The sequence below is a fragment of the Streptomyces sp. NPDC053541 genome, assembly GCF_044544705.1.
GTDB lineage: Bacteria > Actinomycetota > Actinomycetes > Streptomycetales > Streptomycetaceae > Streptomyces.
Window position 1 is genome coordinate 25,234 of the sequence record NZ_JBITXM010000006.1, and the last position, 16,884, is coordinate 42,117.

At 73.4% G+C, this 16,884-nt stretch carries 17 protein-coding genes and 1 pseudogene; 8 read left to right on the forward strand and 10 right to left on the reverse strand.

Features of this window, described 5'->3' with window-relative positions:
• Nucleotide 1: 1 nt before the first annotated feature.
• The gene (locus ACIGW2_RS16555; protein ID WP_265865999.1) at nucleotides 2–277 is read right to left on the reverse strand and encodes a GlsB/YeaQ/YmgE family stress response membrane protein; all 276 of its coding nucleotides are present in this window, start codon (nucleotides 275–277) and stop codon (nucleotides 2–4) included.
• Between the two features lie 170 nt (nucleotides 278–447).
• On the opposite strand from ACIGW2_RS16555, the gene ACIGW2_RS16560 reads away from it, so the two are divergent.
• Both ACIGW2_RS16560 and ACIGW2_RS16565 read left to right on the forward strand, forming a co-directional pair.
• Nucleotides 448–837: a DUF3099 domain-containing protein gene (locus tag ACIGW2_RS16560; RefSeq protein ID WP_391655329.1), complete on the forward strand. Its 390-nt coding sequence runs from the start codon at nucleotides 448–450 to the stop codon at nucleotides 835–837.
• A 161-nt stretch (nucleotides 838–998) separates the two neighbouring features.
• A complete protein-coding gene (locus ACIGW2_RS16565; protein ID WP_391655328.1) occupies nucleotides 999–1,271 on the forward strand; it encodes a hypothetical protein in 273 nt (90 codons plus the stop codon).
• On the opposite strand, the gene moaA is transcribed toward ACIGW2_RS16565, so the two are convergent.
• The 3 genes from moaA to ACIGW2_RS16580 all read right to left on the reverse strand — a co-directional run bounded on the left by moaA (nucleotide 1,254) and on the right by ACIGW2_RS16580 (nucleotide 4,424).
• Nucleotides 1,254–2,243, reverse strand: a complete 990-nt coding sequence (moaA, locus tag ACIGW2_RS16570) for a GTP 3',8-cyclase MoaA (protein ID WP_399844175.1) — start codon at nucleotides 2,241–2,243, stop codon at nucleotides 1,254–1,256. The two genes, ACIGW2_RS16565 and moaA, sit on opposite strands and share 18 nt — an antisense overlap.
• A gap of 151 nt (nucleotides 2,244–2,394) precedes the next feature.
• Nucleotides 2,395–4,032: a cation acetate symporter gene (locus tag ACIGW2_RS16575; RefSeq protein WP_391655327.1), complete on the reverse strand. Its 1,638-nt coding sequence runs from the start codon at nucleotides 4,030–4,032 to the stop codon at nucleotides 2,395–2,397.
• On the reverse strand, nucleotides 4,029–4,424 hold the full coding sequence (locus tag ACIGW2_RS16580) for a DUF485 domain-containing protein (protein ID WP_356062807.1): 396 nt from the start codon (nucleotides 4,422–4,424) through the stop codon (nucleotides 4,029–4,031). The genes ACIGW2_RS16575 and ACIGW2_RS16580 overlap by 4 nt, the downstream gene beginning before the upstream one ends.
• A gap of 270 nt (nucleotides 4,425–4,694) precedes the next feature.
• Between ACIGW2_RS16580 and ACIGW2_RS16585 the strand changes: the two genes are divergently transcribed.
• Nucleotides 4,695–6,233 carry a S8 family peptidase gene (locus tag ACIGW2_RS16585; protein ID WP_399844178.1) on the forward strand — a complete coding sequence of 513 codons (1,539 nt, stop codon included), beginning with the start codon at nucleotides 4,695–4,697 and terminating at the stop codon, nucleotides 6,231–6,233.
• A gap of 68 nt (nucleotides 6,234–6,301) precedes the next feature.
• Nucleotides 6,302–7,603 (forward strand): CoA transferase, encoded by a 1,302-nt coding sequence (locus tag ACIGW2_RS16590; RefSeq protein ID WP_391655325.1) that lies wholly within the window; start codon nucleotides 6,302–6,304, stop codon nucleotides 7,601–7,603.
• Here ACIGW2_RS16590 and ACIGW2_RS16595 read toward each other — a convergent pair.
• From ACIGW2_RS16595 to ACIGW2_RS16620, 6 genes and pseudogenes are all read right to left on the reverse strand, one after another.
• On the reverse strand, nucleotides 7,593–8,636 hold the full coding sequence (locus tag ACIGW2_RS16595; RefSeq protein WP_361590175.1) for a zinc-dependent alcohol dehydrogenase family protein: 1,044 nt from the start codon (nucleotides 8,634–8,636) through the stop codon (nucleotides 7,593–7,595). The two genes, ACIGW2_RS16590 and ACIGW2_RS16595, sit on opposite strands and share 11 nt — an antisense overlap.
• A gap of 87 nt (nucleotides 8,637–8,723) precedes the next feature.
• Complete coding sequence (locus tag ACIGW2_RS16600) at nucleotides 8,724–9,455, reverse strand: VIT family protein (RefSeq protein WP_361590172.1); 732 nt, start codon at nucleotides 9,453–9,455, stop codon at nucleotides 8,724–8,726.
• 24 nt (nucleotides 9,456–9,479) lie between these two features.
• A complete protein-coding gene (locus tag ACIGW2_RS16605; RefSeq protein WP_399844181.1) occupies nucleotides 9,480–10,703 on the reverse strand; it encodes an amidohydrolase family protein in 1,224 nt (407 codons plus the stop codon).
• Nucleotides 10,703–11,982, reverse strand: a pseudogene (locus ACIGW2_RS16610) (amidohydrolase family protein). Before ACIGW2_RS16610 ends, ACIGW2_RS16605 begins: the two are co-directional and overlap by 1 nt.
• A 17-nt stretch (nucleotides 11,983–11,999) precedes the next feature.
• Nucleotides 12,000–12,884: an SDR family NAD(P)-dependent oxidoreductase gene (locus ACIGW2_RS16615; protein WP_399844183.1), complete on the reverse strand. Its 885-nt coding sequence runs from the start codon at nucleotides 12,882–12,884 to the stop codon at nucleotides 12,000–12,002.
• Entirely contained in the window at nucleotides 12,884–13,684 is an 801-nt protein-coding gene (locus tag ACIGW2_RS16620) for an acetoacetate decarboxylase family protein (protein ID WP_391655320.1), read from the reverse strand. The genes ACIGW2_RS16615 and ACIGW2_RS16620 overlap by 1 nt, the downstream gene beginning before the upstream one ends.
• Before the next feature lie 112 nt (nucleotides 13,685–13,796).
• On the opposite strand from ACIGW2_RS16620, the gene ACIGW2_RS16625 reads away from it, so the two are divergent.
• From ACIGW2_RS16625 to ACIGW2_RS16640, 4 genes are all read left to right on the forward strand, one after another.
• Entirely contained in the window at nucleotides 13,797–14,435 is a 639-nt protein-coding gene (locus tag ACIGW2_RS16625) for a TetR/AcrR family transcriptional regulator (RefSeq protein ID WP_391655319.1), read from the forward strand.
• Nucleotides 14,436–14,590: 155 nt separating this feature from the next.
• Nucleotides 14,591–15,565: a DEDDh family exonuclease gene (locus ACIGW2_RS16630; protein ID WP_391655318.1), complete on the forward strand. Its 975-nt coding sequence runs from the start codon at nucleotides 14,591–14,593 to the stop codon at nucleotides 15,563–15,565.
• 109 nt (nucleotides 15,566–15,674) lie between these two features.
• A complete protein-coding gene (locus tag ACIGW2_RS16635) occupies nucleotides 15,675–15,908 on the forward strand; it encodes a hypothetical protein (RefSeq protein ID WP_078489738.1) in 234 nt (77 codons plus the stop codon).
• 129 nt (nucleotides 15,909–16,037) lie between these two features.
• Nucleotides 16,038–16,871, forward strand: coding sequence for an SURF1 family protein (locus ACIGW2_RS16640; protein WP_391655317.1), 834 nt, complete (start codon nucleotides 16,038–16,040; stop codon nucleotides 16,869–16,871).
• Nucleotides 16,872–16,884: the final 13 nt, after the last annotated feature.

Consider the following 16,884-nt stretch of genomic DNA (forward strand, 5'->3'; position numbering starts at 1 on the left):
CTCAGGCCCGCTGTCTGCCGCCCTTGATCGAGGCCCACAGCATGTCGCCCACGCCGACCACGGCGACGGCGCCGATCAGCTGGAGGAGGTGACGGGTCCAGTCGATGCCCCGGGTGTCGTTGACCCCGATCCAGGTCGCCACCGCGTTGCCGAGCACACTGCCCAGAATGCCGAACACGGTCGTCAGCCAGAGCGGGATCTGCTGCTTGCCCGGCAGGATCGCCTTGGCGATCAGTCCCAGGACGAAGCCCACAATGATCGCCCACAACCAACTCATCGTCGCCTCCTCGTACAGCGGGTGTGCCCAGTCTTCGCCCCTCGGCCATACGGCGCATGTCGGGCACGGCCATCCGTGCCCCGGTCTCCTCGGCGCGGGAGGCCGGGCGTACGGTGGAAGGAGGACCGGACCGGGGAGGGTCCGGCACGGTGTGCGGGTGGTGGAACGTGATGCGGAAGCATGGCGGTGGCGAGGTCTTCCGGATCACCGGGGCCCGTCAGGGCCTCGCGGAGGACGTCCGCGGACGGCAGCGCAGATACGTGATCTCGATGTCGGTCCGCACGCTCTCGGTGATCGCCGCGGCCTCGCTGTGGAACGTGGAGCGGTACGTGGCGGTGGTGGCGCTGGTGCTCGGCGCCGTGCTCCCGTACATCGCGGTGGTGATCGCCAACGCCGGCCGGGAGAGCACTCCGTCCCTCCCGTCCACCTTCGTCCCGCCACCGGTGCGTCCGGCGCTCACCGCGCGGCCCGCGGCCGAGGACGGCGGGGACGCCGAAACGGAAGCGGGGACGGAAGCGCGGGGGTGGCGGACCCACCGCCCGAGCGATCACACAGCGTGAGCCGGAAGCTCAGGAAAAGCTCAGATCAATCGTGAAGTTCCGGTGCACCGCACCCCATGGCCCGTGACATACTGCCTACGCGCTCCGCATCCCCCGTCGGAGCGACGGACCGATGCCGGGCAGCTCCCCCCGTGGCTGCTCGGCATCGCCCTTGCTGGACAATGACGTTCGTGATCAATGGTCCAGTGAGCGAAGACAAGCCGATCTGTTCCGCCAAGGGCTGCCGGGCCGATGCCGTCTGGGTGCTCGCCTGGAACAACCCCAAGCTGCACACGCCGGAGCGGCGCAAGACCTGGCTCGCCTGCGAGGAGCACCGCGAGCACCTGTCGCAGTTCCTCGGCGTACGGGGCTTCCTCAAGGACGTGGTACCGCTCGCCGAGTGGGAACCGCCGTCGGGGGAGCCGCCGTCCGGGGGATCAGCCGCCGATCGCTGACATCGGGCGCTCGGGCTGCAGGAAGCTCGGGTCGTCCAGGCCCGAGCCGGCCTTCTTGCCCCACATGGCCTTCTTCCAGATCGCGGCGATCTCCGCGTCGGGCGCGTCCGAGCGGAGCGCCGCCCGCAGGTCGGTCTCCTCGGTGGCGAACAGACAGGTGCGGACCTGCCCGTCGGCGGTGAGGCGGGTGCGGTCGCAGGCCCGGCAGAAGGGGCGGGTGACGGAGGCGATGACGCCGACGGTGTGCGGGCCGCCGTCGACCACCCAGCGCTCGGCGGGGGCGGAGCCGCGCTCGGCGGCGCCCTCGGGGGTGAGGGTGAAGCGGGTGCGCAGCGACTCCAGGATGTCGCCGGCGGTGATCATGCCCTCGCGCTTCCAGCCGTGCTGGGCGTCGAGCGGCATCTGCTCGATGAAGCGGAGCTCGTAGCCCTGCTCGACGGCCCAGGCGAGCAGCTCGGGGGCCTCGTCGTCGTTGAGCCCGGGCATCAGGACCGCGTTGATCTTGACCGGGGTGAGGCCGGCGTCGCGGGCGGCGGCCATGCCGTCGAGGACGTCGTGGTGGCGGTCGCGGCGGGTGAGGGCCTTGAAGACCTCGGGGCGCAGGGTGTCGAGGGAGACGTTGACCCGGTCCAGGCCGGCGGCCTTCAGGGCGGCGGCGGTGCGCTTGAGTCCGATGCCGTTGGTGGTCAGGGACATCTTGGGGCGGGGTTCGAGGGCGGCGCAGCGCTCGACGATCCCGACGAGGCCGGGGCGGAGCAGCGGCTCGCCGCCGGTGAAGCGCACCTCGGTGACGCCGAGGTCGGTGACGGCGATCCGGATCAGGCGGACGATCTCGTCGTCGGTGAGCAGGTCGGGCTTGGCCAGCCACTGCAGGCCCTCTTCGGGCATGCAGTAGGTGCAGCGCAGATTGCACCGGTCGGTGAGGGAGACCCGCAGGTCGGTGGCCACGCGGCCGTAGGTGTCGATGAGCACTGGGCCCCCTCCCTCGCAGACGGTTCGCTTCGTGTTCGAGCCTACGCGACGCCTCGGACACGGGGCACGGGCCGATTGGAACGAGGACGGCACCGGCCGCGTCGTAGAACTCTACGACGCGGCCGGCGGGTCGTCGCGGAACGTGTGCGGATCAGTGCGCTCCGACGCCGGTGAGGGACTTGACCTCCAGTTCGGCGTACTTGCCCGCGTCCGGCTTCTCCTTGGAGAGGACCGAGCCGAGCCAGCCGAGCAGGAAGCCGAGCGGGATGGAGACCAGGCCGGGGTTCTCCAGCGGGAACCAGTAGAAGTCGACGCCCTTGAACATGGAGGTCGGCTTGCCGGAGACGACCGGCGAGAAGAGCACCAGGACGACCGCGGAGACCAGTCCGCCGTAGATCGACCAGAGCGCTCCGGTGGTGGTGAAGCGCTTCCAGAAGAGGCTGTAGAGGATGGTCGGCAGGTTGGCGGAGGCGGCGACCGCGAAGGCGAGGGCGACCAGGCCGGCGACGTTGAGGTCGCGGGCGAGGGCGCCGAGCGCGATCGACACGATGCCGATGAGGACGGTGGCCCAGCGGGCGGCCCGCACCTCCTCGCGCTCGGTGGCCTGGCCGCGCCGGATCACGTTCGCGTAGATGTCGTGCGCGAAGGACGAGGACGAGGCGAGGGTGAGGCCGGCGACCACGGCGAGGATGGTCGCGAAGGCGACGGCGGAGATGACGGCGAGCAGGACCGCGCCGCCGGTCGAGTCGGCGCCGCCGCCGATCTCCAGGGCGGCGAGCGGGGCCGCGGTGTTGCCGGCCTTGTTGGAGGCGACGATGTCGCTGTTCTTCAGCAGGGCGGCGGCGCCGAAGCCGAGCACGATGGTCATCAGGTAGAAGGCGCCGATGATGCCGATGGCCCAGTTGACCGACTTCCGGGCGGCCTTGGCGGTGGGCACCGTGTAGAAGCGGATGAGGATGTGCGGCAGGCCGGCGGTGCCGAGGACCAGCGCGATGCCGAGCGAGAGGAAGTCCAGCTTCGAGGTGGCGGTGACGCCGTACTTGAGGCCGGGCTGGAGGAAGGCGTCGCCCTTGCCGCTGTTGGTGGCGGCGGCGCCGAGCAGCTCGGAGACGTTGAAGTGGAACTTCCACAGGATGAGGAAGGTGATCAGGAGCGTGCCGGCGATGAGCAGCACGGCCTTGACCATCTGCACCCAGGTGGTGCCCTTCATGCCGCCGATGGTGACGTAGACGATCATCAGCACGCCGACCAGGGCGACGATGGCGATCTTGCCGCCGTCGCTGGTGATGCCGAGCAGCAGCGAGACGAGGACGCCGGCGCCGGCCATCTGGGCGAGCAGGTAGAAGATCGAGACGACGATCGTGGACGTGCCGGCGGCGGTGCGGACGGGCCGCTGGCGCATCCGGTAGGCGAGGACGTCGCCCATGGTGAAGCGGCCGGAGTTGCGCAGCGGTTCGGCGACCAGGAGCAGGGCGACCAGCCAGGCGACGAGGAAGCCGATGGAGTAGAGGAAGCCGTCGTAGCCGAAGAGGGCGATGGCGCCGGCGATGCCGAGGAAGGACGCTGCGGACATGTAGTCGCCGGAGATCGCCAGGCCGTTCTGGAAGCCGGTGAACTGGCGTCCGCCGGCGTAGAAGTCGGCGGCGGAGCGGGTCTGCCGGCCGGCCCAGACGGTGATGACGAGGGTGGCGACGACGAAGGCCGCGAAGAGGGAGATGATCAGCGGCCGGTGCTCGCTGGTCGCGTTGCCCGCGGCGAGCAGGGCGGGGCTGGCCAGGGGGGTGGTCATGCGTCGGCCTCCGTACGGTTCGGGCTGCCGGACTCCATGCGTTCCTTGATGGCCTCGGCCTGCGGGTCGAGGCGGCCCGCCGCGTGCCGCGAGTAGAGCCAGGCGATGAGGAAGGTGGTGGCGAACTGGCCGAGTCCGAGGACCAGGGCCACGTTGACGTTGCCGAAGAGCTTGGTGCCCATGAAGCCGCCCGCGTAGTTGGAGAGCAGCACGTACAGCAGGTACCAGGCGATGAAGGCGATCGTCAGGGGGAAGGCGAAGGAGCGGTAGGTGCGGCGCAGTTCGCCGAACTCGGCGCTCTGCTGCACCTCGACGAACTCCTCCGTCGTGGGGGCCGCGGGGGCGGCCGGGTCCGTGCCGCTCCTCTGCGGCGGCGGTGCGTCGGTAGCCACGGAATCTCCTCGTGACGCGGGTGCGGTGGGCAGGGACAAGGGGGCCTCGCTGGGGTGGGGGGACGGGGCTCCGGCCGGAGCTCCTCCCCTGCTCAACGGCACGGAGCGCGCGCCGACGCGGTTCACGGGAGTGGATTTCTCTTCCACGATCTTCATCAAGTCCTCTCAACTCATTGATGAGCGGGGAAGATCGGCGATAGCTTCACTCGTCATGCACCTGCCCGTGCGCAATCGGCGCCCGGCAGTACATACGGATGATGTGGAGAACCCATGGCTCATCTGGGATCGCGGCGCGGCCGAGTACTCGCTCTGCCGGCCGGTCTCGCGCTCACGGCCTCGCTCGGCTTCCTGCCCTCCGGCGCCGCCTCGGCCGCGGAGCTCACCGACGCCCCGGCGGCGGCCGTGGCCACGGACGGGCCGAAGCTGTCGTACGTCGTCAACATCGGCGAGGGCCGCTGGACGGCCGCGTCGGTGAAGAAGGCGATAGCCGCCGCGGGCGGCGAGGTGGTCGTGTCGTACGACCGGATAGGCGTGATCGTCGTCCACTCCGCGAACCCGGAGTTCGCCCGCACGATCCGCGAGGTGCCCGGTGTGGTCTCGGCGGGCGCGACCCGTACGGCCCCGCTGAAGGCCGCGACGGACGACTCGGTGGGCGAGGGCGCTCAGGAGCTGACCCCGGCCGAGATCAAGGCCGCGGCGGCCGCCGCCACGGGCGACCAGGACCCGATGGAGCCGCTGCAGTGGGACCTGCCGGCCATCAAGGCCGACAAGGCGCACGCGAAGACCCTCGGCAGCCGGGACGTCACCGTCGGCATCATCGACACCGGTGTGGACGACACCCACCCGGACCTGGCGCCCAACTTCGACGCGGCCGCCTCGGCGAACTGCGTGACCGGCAAGGCCGACACGACGCCCGGCTCGTGGCGTCCGGCCAAGGGCGAGAGCGACCACGGCACGCACGTGGCCGGCACCATCGGCGCCGCGAAGAACGGCATCGGCGTGACCGGTGTCGCGCCCGGCGTGAAGCTGGCCGGCATCAAGGTGTCCACCCCGGACGGCTACTTCTACACGGAGGCCGTGGTCTGCGGCTTCATGTGGGCGGCCGAGCACGGCATCGACATCACGAACAACAGCTACTACACCGACCCGTGGATGTTCGCCTGCAAGAACGACGAGGACCAGAAGGCCCTCATCGAGGCGGTCACCCGGGCGACCCGCTACGCGGAGAAGAAGGGCACCGTCAACGTGGCGGCGGCCGGCAACTCCAAGTTCGACCTGGCGGCCGACTCGATCCTGGACACCTCCAGCCCGAACGACAGCACCGCGGGCAACCGGACGATCGACCCGAAGGAGTGCTTCGACTACCCGGCCATGCTGCCGGGCGTGGTGACGGTCTCCGCGACCGGCGCCAAGGACCTGAAGGCCTCCTACTCCAACTACGGCCTGGGCGTCATCGACGTCGCGGCGCCGGGCGGCGACAAGACCGAGTGGCAGACCCCGGACGCCCCGGCGGTCAACGGACGCATCCTGTCCACCACGGTCGACGGCGGCTACAACTACAAGGCGGGCACGTCCATGGCCTCGCCGCACGTGGCCGGCGTCCTCGCGCTGCTGAAGTCCACGCACCCGAAGGCGAGCCCGGCCGCCCTGAAGGCGCTGCTGGCCGCGCAGGCCGACGAGCGCGCCTGCACGAACCCGTACGACATCGACGGCAACGGCACCGTCGACGCGGTGTGCGAGGGCGACACGGAGAAGAACGGCTTCTACGGGGCCGGCCTGGTGGACGCGCTGGACGCGGTCCGCAAGTAACCTCTCCCGGGAACTCCCGTGGAACCGCCCGTGGCACTCAGTGCCACGGGCGGTTCTAGTGTGTCCCCATGGACACCACGGTGCGTACGGGTACGGAGTTGTTGTGGGCCGAGCTGGGCGGCGATCCCGCGCTGCTCGACCGGGTCGCGTACGGCGGGCCCTCCGGGCTGCTGCCGGCCCGCCTGCCGGTGATGGACCTGGCCCGGGCCACGGTCGCCGTCGCCGGGCTCGCGGCGGTGGAGCGGGCCGGGCTGCCGGGCCCGGTGCGGGTGGACGACGGGGCGGTGGCGACCGCCTTCGTGAGCGAGCGGCACCTGCGCGTGGACGGGCGGGCGCCGGTCTCCTTCGCGCCGCTGTCCCGGTTCTGGCGGGCGGCCGACGGCTGGGTCCGCACCCACGCCAACTACCCGCACCACAAGGCCGCGTTGCTCGGCGCGCTGGGCGCGGCCGACTCCGTGGAGGCGGTGGCCGAGGCGATCGGCGGGCGCAGGGCCGTGGACGTGGAGTCGGCGGTGTACGCGGCCGGGGGCCTGGCCGTCGCGCTGCGCACGCCCGGGGAATGGGCCGCCCACGAGCAGGGCCGGGCGGTCGCCGCCCGGCCGCTGCTGACCCGGGAGCGGCTCGACGAGGCCCCGCCGCGCCGCCGCGGCGACCGGCGGCTGCGGGTCCTGGACCTGACCCGGGTGATCGCCGGGCCGGTGGCCACCCGGACCCTGGCGCTGCTCGGCGCGGACGTGCTGCGGATCGACCCGCCGGGCAACCCGGAGCTGCCCGACCAGCACGCCGACACGAACGTGGGGAAGCGGACGGCGGCCCTGGACCTGGACGGCCCGGCGGACCGGCGGGCCCTCGGCGAGCTCCTCGACGCGGCCGACGTGCTGGTGACCGGCTACCGTCCCGGCGCCCTGGACCGCTTCGCGCTCGACCGGCCCGGCCTGGTGGTGGCCCGGCTCTCGGCCTGGGGCGACTACGGCCCCTGGGGCGGCCGGCGCGGCTTCGACAGCCTGGTGCAGGTGGCCACCGGCATCGCGGCCGTGGAGGGTTCGCCGGAGCAGCCCGGGGCGCTGCCGGCGCAGGCCCTGGACCACGGCACCGGCTACCTCCTCGCGGCGGCCGTGCTGCGGGCGCTGACCGAGCAGGACCGGGACGGCGGGACCCGGCTGGTGCGGGTGGCCCTCGCGCAGACCGGCCACTGGCTGAGCCACGCGCTCCCCCGCTACGAGCCGGAACGCTGGCTCACGGAGTCGGCCGGGCCGCTGGGGCGGCTGCGGCACGCGCTGTCGCCGGTGGCGTACGAGGGCGGCCCGGCGGGCTGGTCGCGGCCGCCGGGCCTGCCGGGCGGGGACGAGCCCCGCTGGCTCACGGCTTGACGAGGACCTTCAGGGCGGTGCGCTCGTCCATGGCCCGGTAGCCGTCGGGCACGCCCGCGAGGTCCACGGTCAGGTCGAAGACCGGGGACGGGTCGATCGTGCCGTCGAGGACGTCGGGGAGCAGCTCGGGGATGTAGGCGCGGACCGGGGCGACGCCGCCGCGCAGGGCGATGTTCCGGTCGAACATGACGGACAGGTCGAGGCCGGTGCCGGAGCCGTGCGGGACGCCGACGTAGCCGATGGAGCCGCCGTCGCGGGTGATGTTCACGGCGGTGCGCATGGACTGCTCGGTGCCGACGGCCTCGATGACGGCGTGGGCGCCCTGGCCGCCGGTGAGTTCGCGGACGGCGGCCTCGGCGGCCTCGCCGCGCTCGGCGACGACGTCGGTGGCGCCGAAGGAGCGGGCGATGTCGGTGCGGGCGGTGTGCCGGCCGAGGGCGATGATCCGCTCGGCGCCGAGCCGCCGGGCGGCGAGGACGCCGCACAGGCCGACGGCTCCGTCGCCGACCACGGCGACGGTGGAGCCGGGCTTCACGCCGGCGCCGAGGGCGGCGTGGTGGCCGGTGCCGAGGACGTCGGAGAGCGCGAGGAGCGCGGTGAGCAGGTGGTCGTCGGCGGCGGCCGCGGCGGGCAGCTTGACGAGGGTGCCGTCGGCGTACGGCACGCGGACGGCCTCGCCCTGGCCGCCGTCGGAGCCGACGGAGCCCCAGAAGCCGCCGTTGGGACAGGAGGTGTGGAGGCCCTCGGCGCAGTACTCGCAGGTGCCGTCGGACCAGACGAAGGGGGCGACGACGAGGTCGCCGCGGGCGAAGCCGCGGACCTCGGGGCCGGTCTCCTCGACCAGGCCGAGGAACTCGTGGCCGATGCGCTGGCCGGGCTGCCGGGCGGCCTCGCCGCGGTAGGCCCACAGGTCGCTGCCGCAGATGCAGGCGCGGAGCACCCGCACGACGACGTCGCCGGGCTCCTTGACCACGGGGTCGGGCACGTCCTCCACGCGCATGTCGAAGGGGGCGTGAATGGTGGTGGCGCGCATGGTTCCTCGTCCGGGTCAGCTGGTCGTACGACGTTCACCGTACCTCGCGCGCGGGCTTCCGGCGGTCCGGGCGGTCCGCGCGCCGGCTCAGACCCCGGCCGCGCCGAGGAGCGAGCCCGCGCCGTAGGTGACCGCCATGGCCAGGGCGCCGCCGGCGACGTTGCGGAGCACGGCGCGGGGCACCGGGGCCGCGCCGAGGCGGGCCGAGGCCCAGCCGGTGAGGGCGAGGGCGGCGAGCACCGAGACCACGGTGATCCAGAGCCGGTGCGCGGACGGCGGCAGCACGATCGCGAGGAGCGGCAGCAGGGCGCCGGCCGTGAAGGCGAGGAAGCTGGCGCCGGCCGCGTGCCAGGGGTTGGTGAGCTCGTCGGGGTCGATGCCCAGCTCCACGCGCGCGTGGGCGCGCAGCGCGTCGCGCTCGGTGAGCTGGACGGCGGCCTCCCGGGCCACCTCGGGGCTCAGGCCGCGGCGGGCCAGCAGCCCGGTGAGCTCGGCGAGTTCGGCCTCGGGCTGCTCGCGCAGCTCGCGGCGCTCCTGGGCGAGGGCGGCCTTCTCGGAGTCGCGCTGGGTGGAGACGGAGACGTACTCCCCCGCGGCCATCGACATGGAGCCGGCGAGCAGTCCGGCGAGGCCCGCGGTGAGCAGGGTGGCCCGCTCGTCGGTGGCGCCGGCGACGCCGACGACGAGGCCGGCGGTGGAGACGACTCCGTCGTTGGCCCCGAGCACGGCGGCCCGGAGCCAGTTGAGCCGGGAGCCGAGGCCGCCGCCGTGGGCCTCGTCGTGGGCGGGGGTGGGGGTGGGCGCGGGTGCGTCGGTCACCCCTGGAGGGTCGCACCCGGCGCGTCACCAGACGCGGACCGACCCGCCTTTCGCGAAGGCGGGGCTGGTCGCGCCCTCGGGGACCTTCTCCAGGGGTTCGGCGATCTCCGCGACGGTCGGTCCGTGCACCGCCGCGAGCCGGTCGAGCAAGGCCAGGTCGAAGCCGTAGACACGGGCGGCGTTGCCGCCGACCATGGCGGCGACCTCGTCCCGGGGCAGCCCCGCGTAGGCGATCCGCAGGCCCTCCCGGGAGTAGGGGGTGGTGCCCTCGTCGTGCGGGTAGTCGGCGCCCCACATGATCTTGGCGAGGCCGATCCGCTCGCGCAGCGGCACCTCGTGGGGGCGCATGAAGCTGGCGCCGACGAAGCAGTTGTCCCGCCACACCTCGCGCGGTCCCTTGCCCATGGCGGCGGCGAGCCCGGCGCCGAACCGGGACTCGGCGGTGAGGGCCTCGGCCGAGGCCGCGACCAGGCGCCGGTGGTAGTAGTCCAGCATGTCGAGCACGCCCGGGATCCAGCCGGAGCCCTGCTCGGTGAGGACCAGTTTGAGGCCGGGGTGGCGCCGGAAGGCGCCGCCGAAGACCAGGTGCCACAGGGCCCGGTGGGAGAACCAGGTGGTCTCCACCATGAACACGGCCCGCGCGGCCGGTTCGTCGCCGAGCGGCGGCGAGGCCGAGCCGCCGTGGTGGTTGACCGGGACGTCGAGCTCCGCGCAGACCGCCCAGATCGGGTCGTACGCCTCGGAGTACAGCTCCGGGACGGGCGAGCCGGGCGGCACGCCGGGCAGCAGGATGCCGCCGGTGAGCCCGGCCGCGCGGGCCCTGCGGATCTCGGCGACGGCCGCGTCCACGTCGTTGAGCAGGATCTGCGCCACTCCGGCCCGCCGCCCGGGGGCTTCGGCGCAGAAGTCGGCGAGCCAGCGGTTGTGCGCCCGGAGGCCGGCCCAGCGGTGCTCGTACTCGGCGCGGGTGGGCGGCTGGGCCATCAGCGAGGCCTGGGGGAAGAACGGCGGGATGGTGTTGGGGAAGACGACCTCGGCGACGATGCCGTCGGCCTCCAGTTCGGTCAGCCTGCGCCGCGAGTTCCAGTTGCGGTCGGCGGTGTCGGCGAGCAGGTCCTCGTACGGGTTGACGTACGAGGCCGCCCAGGCGTCGAAGTCCTCGTGGTACCGCTTCTCCAGGTACGGCTTGTAGTCGAGCAGGTCGGCGCCGGCGTGGCAGTCGGCGGAGATGACGGTGTACCTGTCCATCAGCGCGCTCCGATGACCGGGAAGTCGTGCTCGGTGAGCCAGTGCCGGCCGACCTCGCGGGAGCGGGCCCAGGAGGCCTCGACGGCGGACTGGTCGGGGTCCTGGCCGAGTTCGGCCGGGGTGGGGCCGATCCGGCGGGCGACCGGGGCCAGCTTCCCGATGTCGAAGCCGAAGACCTCGGCGGCGGCCAGGCCGAGCATCCGGCGGGTCTCGGCGACCGGGATGTCGTGGAAGGTGTCGCGCAGCCAGCCGCGGGTGCGCGGCCAGGTGCCCTCCGGGTGCGGGAAGTCGGAGCCCCACAGGATGTTGTCGACGCCGATCTCGTAGCGCTGGGCCAGTTCGCGGCGCTTGGTGTTGGTGGCGCAGACGAACACCTGCCGGTCCAGGTACGCGCTCGGCGGGCGCCGCAGCTCCGCGAACGGGGAGAGCTTCTTGCCGCCGTGCGCGCCCAGGTAGAGCCGGTCCATGAACCACAGCAGGTTGGGCAGCCACCAGCAGCCGGACTCGGCGACGCCGAAGCGAAGGCCGGGGTGGCGCTCGAAGACCCCGGACCAGAGCAGGAACCACAGCGGCCGGGCCGGCCACCAGGTGACCTCGGAGACGTAGATGCCGAGGTGGTCGCCGTACTCGTGGCGGGGCGCGGCGCCGGAGTGGGTGACCACCGGCATCCCGGTCTCGGCGGCGGCCGCCCACACCGGGTCGTAGCGCCGGTCGTGGTAGGGCGCCCGGTCCACCCACATGGAGGGGATCATCAGCGCGCCGAGCCCGGACTCCTTCGCCCGGTGGATCTCGGCGACGACCTCGGCCGGGTCGGCGGTGACGGGCAGCAGCGCCACCCCGCAGTGCCGTTCGGGGTGGTGGGCGACGAACTCGCGAGCCAGCGGTTGTGCGCCTTGGCGCCCGCCATGCCGAGCTCGGGGTCCTGGTCGCCGGAGAGTCCGAGGCCGACGCCGAACGGGGCGGCGGTGCCGCTGTCGACGGCGTCCGCGTCGGGGAAGACGACCTCGGCGGCCACCCCGTCGCCGTCGAGTTCCTTGACGCGCCGGGCGGGGTCCCAGCCGCCCCGCAGGCCCTCCTCGTGGTCGCTGAACCACTGGTGCGCGAAGGCCTCGTTGCGCACCCCGAGCCGGGTCATGGCCTCGCGGCGGGCGTCCCGGCCGGCCAGGAACTCGTCGAAGGCGCGGTGGAAGCGGGACTCCAGATAGGGCCGGTACTCCTCGGTGGGCAGCCCGGCGTGACAGTCGGAGGAGATGACGAGATAGGGGTCGTCGAAACTCATGTCGGCTCCTTGGCCGGTCAGTCGAGGACGAAGCTCTCCAGGTACGAGGGGTTGGCGCGGTCGAGCATCGACTGCGAGCGCGCCCTGATCTGACGGTCGCTGTGCTCGCTCGCCGGGAGCATCCAGAACCGGTCGGCCCTGATGCCGTCGACGACGTGCCCGGCGACCTCCTCGACCGGCGTGAAGGCGACCTCGTGCCCGGCCTCCTTCATCGCCGCCTCCCACTGGTCGAGGCTGCGGTACGGGGTCCGGCGCGGGCGCTCCTTGGCGAAGCGCGCGGGCCGGTTGCGGTGCGACTCCCACAGGCCGGTGCGCAGCATGTGCGGGCCGGGGAAGAGGACGGAGGCACCCACGCGCGCGTGCTCCGCCCTCAGGTGGGCGTAGAGCGACTCGGTCATGGTGACGACGGCGGACTTGGTGACGGCGTAGACGGAGGCGGTGGGCAGCGGGGCGATGCCGCCGTCGCCGGAGGAGGTGTTGACGACGTGGCCGGGTTCGCCGCCGGCCAGCATCCGGGGCACGAAGGCCTGGATGCCGTGGAAGATGCCCCACACGTTGACCGCGAAGGCCCACTTCCAGTCGTTGGGTTCGTGCTCCCACATGCGGCCCTCGGCTCCGGAGCCGACGCCCGCGTTGTTGCACAGCACGTGCACGGCGCCGAAGGTCTCGTACGCGGCGTCGGCGAAGGCCCGTACGGAGTCGGCCTCGCTGACGTCGACGGTGCGGGCGAGGATCTGCGCCCCGCCGTCCATCAGTTCCTCGGCGGCCCGGGCGAGCGGCGCCTCCTCGACGTCCCCGAGGACCACGGCGAGTCCCTCGGCGGCGAACCGGCGGGCCATGGCGAGACCGATGCCACTGGCGGCGCCCGTGACGACGGCGACCTGTCCCTCGCGCAGCTCCATCAGACCGCGCTCCCTTCCGGCGGGGCGTCCAGGGCCTGCCGCGGATCGTCGTAGCGCTGGTGCAGGAAGGGCAGCAGGGCGGCGGGGTCGACCCGCTCGGCCACCCGGCCGCGCTGGTCGGTGGTCTTCTCGCCGAGGGTGATCTCCACCAGGCGGCGCACCGGCAGGTCGGCCACCGGGTCGAACATGGACTCGCGCAGCACCACGTCGCCGGTGACCCGCTCCAGCCTGCGCACCTTCTCCCGGCGCAGGCAGTGGACCAGGACGGGGTCGGACTCGAAGCCCGAACCGTCCACCGCGGGCAGGAACTTGAAGTAGAAGTCGGTCCGCTCGGTGGGCCCGGGCAGCGGCAGCGCGCCGGACACGGCGCCCCGCACCTCCACGAAGGCGATGCCGTGCCGGGCCAGCGAGGCGCGGACGGTCAGGCCGTCGCGCTCGACCAGCACGTCGCCGAGCTTCTTCGGCTCGCCGAAGACCTCGCGGCCGCCGGTGAGGGCACGCTCGTGGGTCATCGGCATGACCAGCGGATACCAGCCCTCGCGGTCGCCGTGGGCGGCGGCGACGGCCACCGAGCCGGCGCCCAGGGGGTGGCCGGGGAGGTCGACCCTGCTGACGGTGACCCGGACCAGCGGGCGTCCGGTCGGTTCGAGCGGGGGCGGCAGGACGGCCGCCACGACGTCCGGGTCGGTCTCCCAGACGGCGACGACCCCGGTGGACCAGATGTCGGGAAGCGCGGCGCTCTTCGCGCGGGTCGCGGCGATCTCCGCCTCGGTGCGCGCCCCGTACCGTACTCGTGCCATGACGTACCACCCTTCGGGAAGGCATCGGCCTGTACGCCTGTAACACAGTTACACCGGCCACCCGGAAGGGTAAAGACCCGTGCGCGCCACGGGAGTTGGGGGAGCTGATCGAATGGCAGGCAGGACGGCACGCAACGCGCTGACCCGCGACGGGGTCCTGGACACGGCCGCCGCCCTGGTCAGGGAGCACGGCCCGGACGCGCTCACCATGCGCCGGCTCGCCGCCGAGCTCGGCACCGCCGTCACCTCGATCTACTGGCACGTGGGCAACCGCGAGTCGCTGCTCGACGCCCTCGTCGAGCGCACCGTCGCCGACCTCGGCACCCTGCGCCCGCACGGCGCCGACCCGGCCGAGCGGATCGTCTCGGTGGCCGTGCTGCTCCGCCGCGCCCTGCGCGAGCGCCCCCACCTGGTCGCCATGGTCCACGAGCGCGGACTGACGGAACGCATGTTCCTGCCCGCCCAGCGCGCCCTCATCCACGAGGCCCACGCGGCCGGGCTGCGCGGCGCGCGCGCCGCCGCCCTGGTCCGCGCGGTGCAGTTCCAGGTCGTCGGCCACGTCCTCGTCGAACGCAACCGCGAGCGCTCCCCCGCCCAGTCGCCCGCCGAGACGGACCTGTGGGCTCCGGAGACCGCCGCGGACGCCGCCGCGGCGGACCCGGAACTCGCCGCCGCGCTCGCCGCCCCCATCGACACGGAGGCGGTCTTCACGACGGCGGTACGGGCCCTGGTGGCCGGACTGCTCTCCTGACCGCCCGCCCGCCCCTGGCGGCCGGCCCCGTCAACCCGCGTACCGGCGGGCGCCGATGGGCTGCCGGCCGCCCCCGCGCCGCCGCCCGGGCGCACGGATCCGGCCACCGAAGGCGACACCGCGCGCAGCGCTGTCAGTCGCGGCCCGTATTCTCAGTGACCATGCTCGACGACCGTACGACCGCAGCGACGTGGCCGACCGCGTACCCCCAGGGGTACGCGGTCGTCGACGTGGAGACCACCGGCCTCGCCCGCGACGACCGGATAGTGTCGGCTGCCGTCTACCGGCTGGACGCCCGGGGCAACGTCGAGGACCACTGGTACACCCTCGTCAACCCCGAGCGGGATCCCGGACCGGTGTGGATCCACGGACTCACCAGCGAGGTCCTGGAGGGCGCGCCGCTCTTCCCGGAGATCGCCGAGGAGTTCTCGGCGCGCCTGGACGGGCGGGTGCTCGTCGCGCACAACGCCATGTTCGACTGGCAGATGATCGCCCGCGAGTACGCGCGCGCCGAGGCCACCGCGCCGGTGCGGCAGCGGCTGTGCACCATCGCGCTGTCGAAGGAGCTGGCGCTGCCGCTGCCCAACCACAAGCTGGAGTCGCTGGCCGCGCACTTCGGCGTGGTCCAGCAGCGCGCGCACAACGCCCTGGACGACGCCCGGGTGCTGGCCGAGGCCTTCCGCCCCAGCCTGCACGCCGCCGCCGCGCGGAACGTCCGGCTGCCGCTCCTGGAGTGCCGCCCGCTGACCGAGTGGGCGCCGGGCCCCGAGCGCCCCCGGATCGGCCACCAGGCCTCGTACCGGACGAACACCTGGCGCCCCTCGAAGAAGCGCCCGGCCTGCCCGTACCCCAACCCCGGGCGCTACGAGTCGGACAAACCGCTCAAGCAGGGCATGCGGGTGGCGTTCTCCGGCGACACCTCCATCGACCGCGAACTCCTGGAGGACCGCACGGTCGAGGCCGGGCTGCACGTGGCGAGCAGTGTGTCGCGGCTCACCAGCCTGCTCGTCACCAACGACCCGGACTCCGCCACCGGCAAGACCCTCAAGGCGAGGTCCTACGGCACGCCGATCGTCGACGAGGCCGCCTACACCCAGCTGCTGCGGGACGTCGCCCCCGCCGACGAGTGACCGCGCCGGACGGGTGACCCCGCACGGGTGACGGCAGACGAGTGACGGCCCGGCGCGGGCCGGGCGCGCCGCCCGGCCTTCGCCCGCCCGTGGCCCCACCCTGTGGCGCATGGCACGTTGTGAGGTCTGCGGAAACGATTACGGCATGTCCTTCGAGGTGCACGCGCAGGGCGCGGTGCACGTCTTCGACTGCTTCGCCTGCGCCATCCACCGCATGGCGCCCATCTGCGAGCACTGCCGGGTCCAGATCATCGGCCAGGGCGTCGAGGTCGAGGGCAGCTGGTACTGCGGGGGCCACTGCGCCCGGGCAGAGGGGAAGGTGGGCATCGTCGACAAGGTGTGAGGGCGGGGCGTGACGCCGGCGGTGCGACGAAACGATCCGCCCGCCGCGCCCGCCCCTCCCCCGCGGGCCGCCCCCGGTGGCCCGAACCCCCCGTGCGGTGCACCCCCGGCCGGGTTGTACGGTCTTGGGGTGTACCGCTTCCTGTTGTCCCGGCAGTGGGTGATCCTCACCCTCGTGGCCCTCGTCCTCATCCCCGTGATGATCGAGCTGGGCTTCTGGCAGTTCCACCGGCACGAGCGCCGGGTCGCCCAGAACGCCCTGATCGCGGACAACCTCGCGGCGAAGCCGGTCCCCGTCGAGGAGCTCACCTCCCCCGGACACACGGTGCCCCGCGCGGACTACTGGCGGCACGCGACCGCCACCGGCACCTTCGACACCGCGCACGAGGTCGTGGTGCGCCGGCGCACCTCCTCGGACGACCGGGTCGGCGTGCACGTGCTGACCCCGCTGGTGCTGAAGGACGGCAAGGTCGTCATGGTGAACCGGGGCTGGATCCCGGCCGCCGGCGACCAGCGGTCCTACCCGGACGTGCCGCCCGCGCCGAAGGGCCTCGTGACGGTCACCGGCCGGCTGATGGCCGACGAGACCACGGGCGCCAGCGGCATCAAGGACCTCAAGGGGCTGCCGGACCGTCAGGTCATGCTGATCAACAGCGCCCAGCAGTCCGCCCTCCAGGGCGGCCGCGCGGTGCTCGGCGGCTATCTGGAGCTGACCGCGCCGGAGCCCGCGGGGGACACCCCGGAGCCGATCCCGGACCCCGACCACGACTCGATCGGCGCGCACATGGCGTACGCGATCCAGTGGTGGCTGTTCTCGGCCGGTGTGCCGGTCGGCTGGTGCGTGCTCGCGCGGCGCGAGAAGCGCGACCGGGAGGCGGCCGCCGCCGGGGACGCCGCCGGCGGGTCCGGCGACGGTGCGGGCGGGACGGGCGGGACGCCGGAGCCCGCGGGGGCGACGGCCTGAGCCGGACGGGCCC

Excerpts from the sequence above, each read along its gene's own strand:
- ACIGW2_RS16620 (WP_391655320.1), bottom strand. The coding sequence starts at position 13,684 with ATGGCACGAGTACGGTACGGGGCGCGCACCGAGGCGGAGATCGCCGCG.
- ACIGW2_RS16565 (WP_391655328.1), top strand. The coding sequence starts at position 999 with ATGACGTTCGTGATCAATGGTCCAGTGAGCGAAGACAAGCCGATCTGT.
- ACIGW2_RS16625 (WP_391655319.1), top strand. The coding sequence starts at position 13,797 with ATGGCAGGCAGGACGGCACGCAACGCGCTGACCCGCGACGGGGTCCTG.
- ACIGW2_RS16590 (WP_391655325.1), top strand. The coding sequence starts at position 6,302 with ATGGACACCACGGTGCGTACGGGTACGGAGTTGTTGTGGGCCGAGCTG.
- ACIGW2_RS16585 (WP_399844178.1), top strand. The coding sequence starts at position 4,695 with ATGGCTCATCTGGGATCGCGGCGCGGCCGAGTACTCGCTCTGCCGGCC.
- ACIGW2_RS16555 (WP_265865999.1), bottom strand. The coding sequence starts at position 277 with ATGAGTTGGTTGTGGGCGATCATTGTGGGCTTCGTCCTGGGACTGATC.
- ACIGW2_RS16615 (WP_399844183.1), bottom strand. The coding sequence starts at position 12,884 with ATGGAGCTGCGCGAGGGACAGGTCGCCGTCGTCACGGGCGCCGCCAGT.
- ACIGW2_RS16560 (WP_391655329.1), top strand. The coding sequence starts at position 448 with ATGCGGAAGCATGGCGGTGGCGAGGTCTTCCGGATCACCGGGGCCCGT.
- ACIGW2_RS16595 (WP_361590175.1), bottom strand. The coding sequence starts at position 8,636 with ATGCGCGCCACCACCATTCACGCCCCCTTCGACATGCGCGTGGAGGAC.
- ACIGW2_RS16635 (WP_078489738.1), top strand. The coding sequence starts at position 15,675 with ATGGCACGTTGTGAGGTCTGCGGAAACGATTACGGCATGTCCTTCGAG.
- ACIGW2_RS16575 (WP_391655327.1), bottom strand. The coding sequence starts at position 4,032 with ATGACCACCCCCCTGGCCAGCCCCGCCCTGCTCGCCGCGGGCAACGCG.
- ACIGW2_RS16605 (WP_399844181.1), bottom strand. The coding sequence starts at position 10,703 with ATGGACAGGTACACCGTCATCTCCGCCGACTGCCACGCCGGCGCCGAC.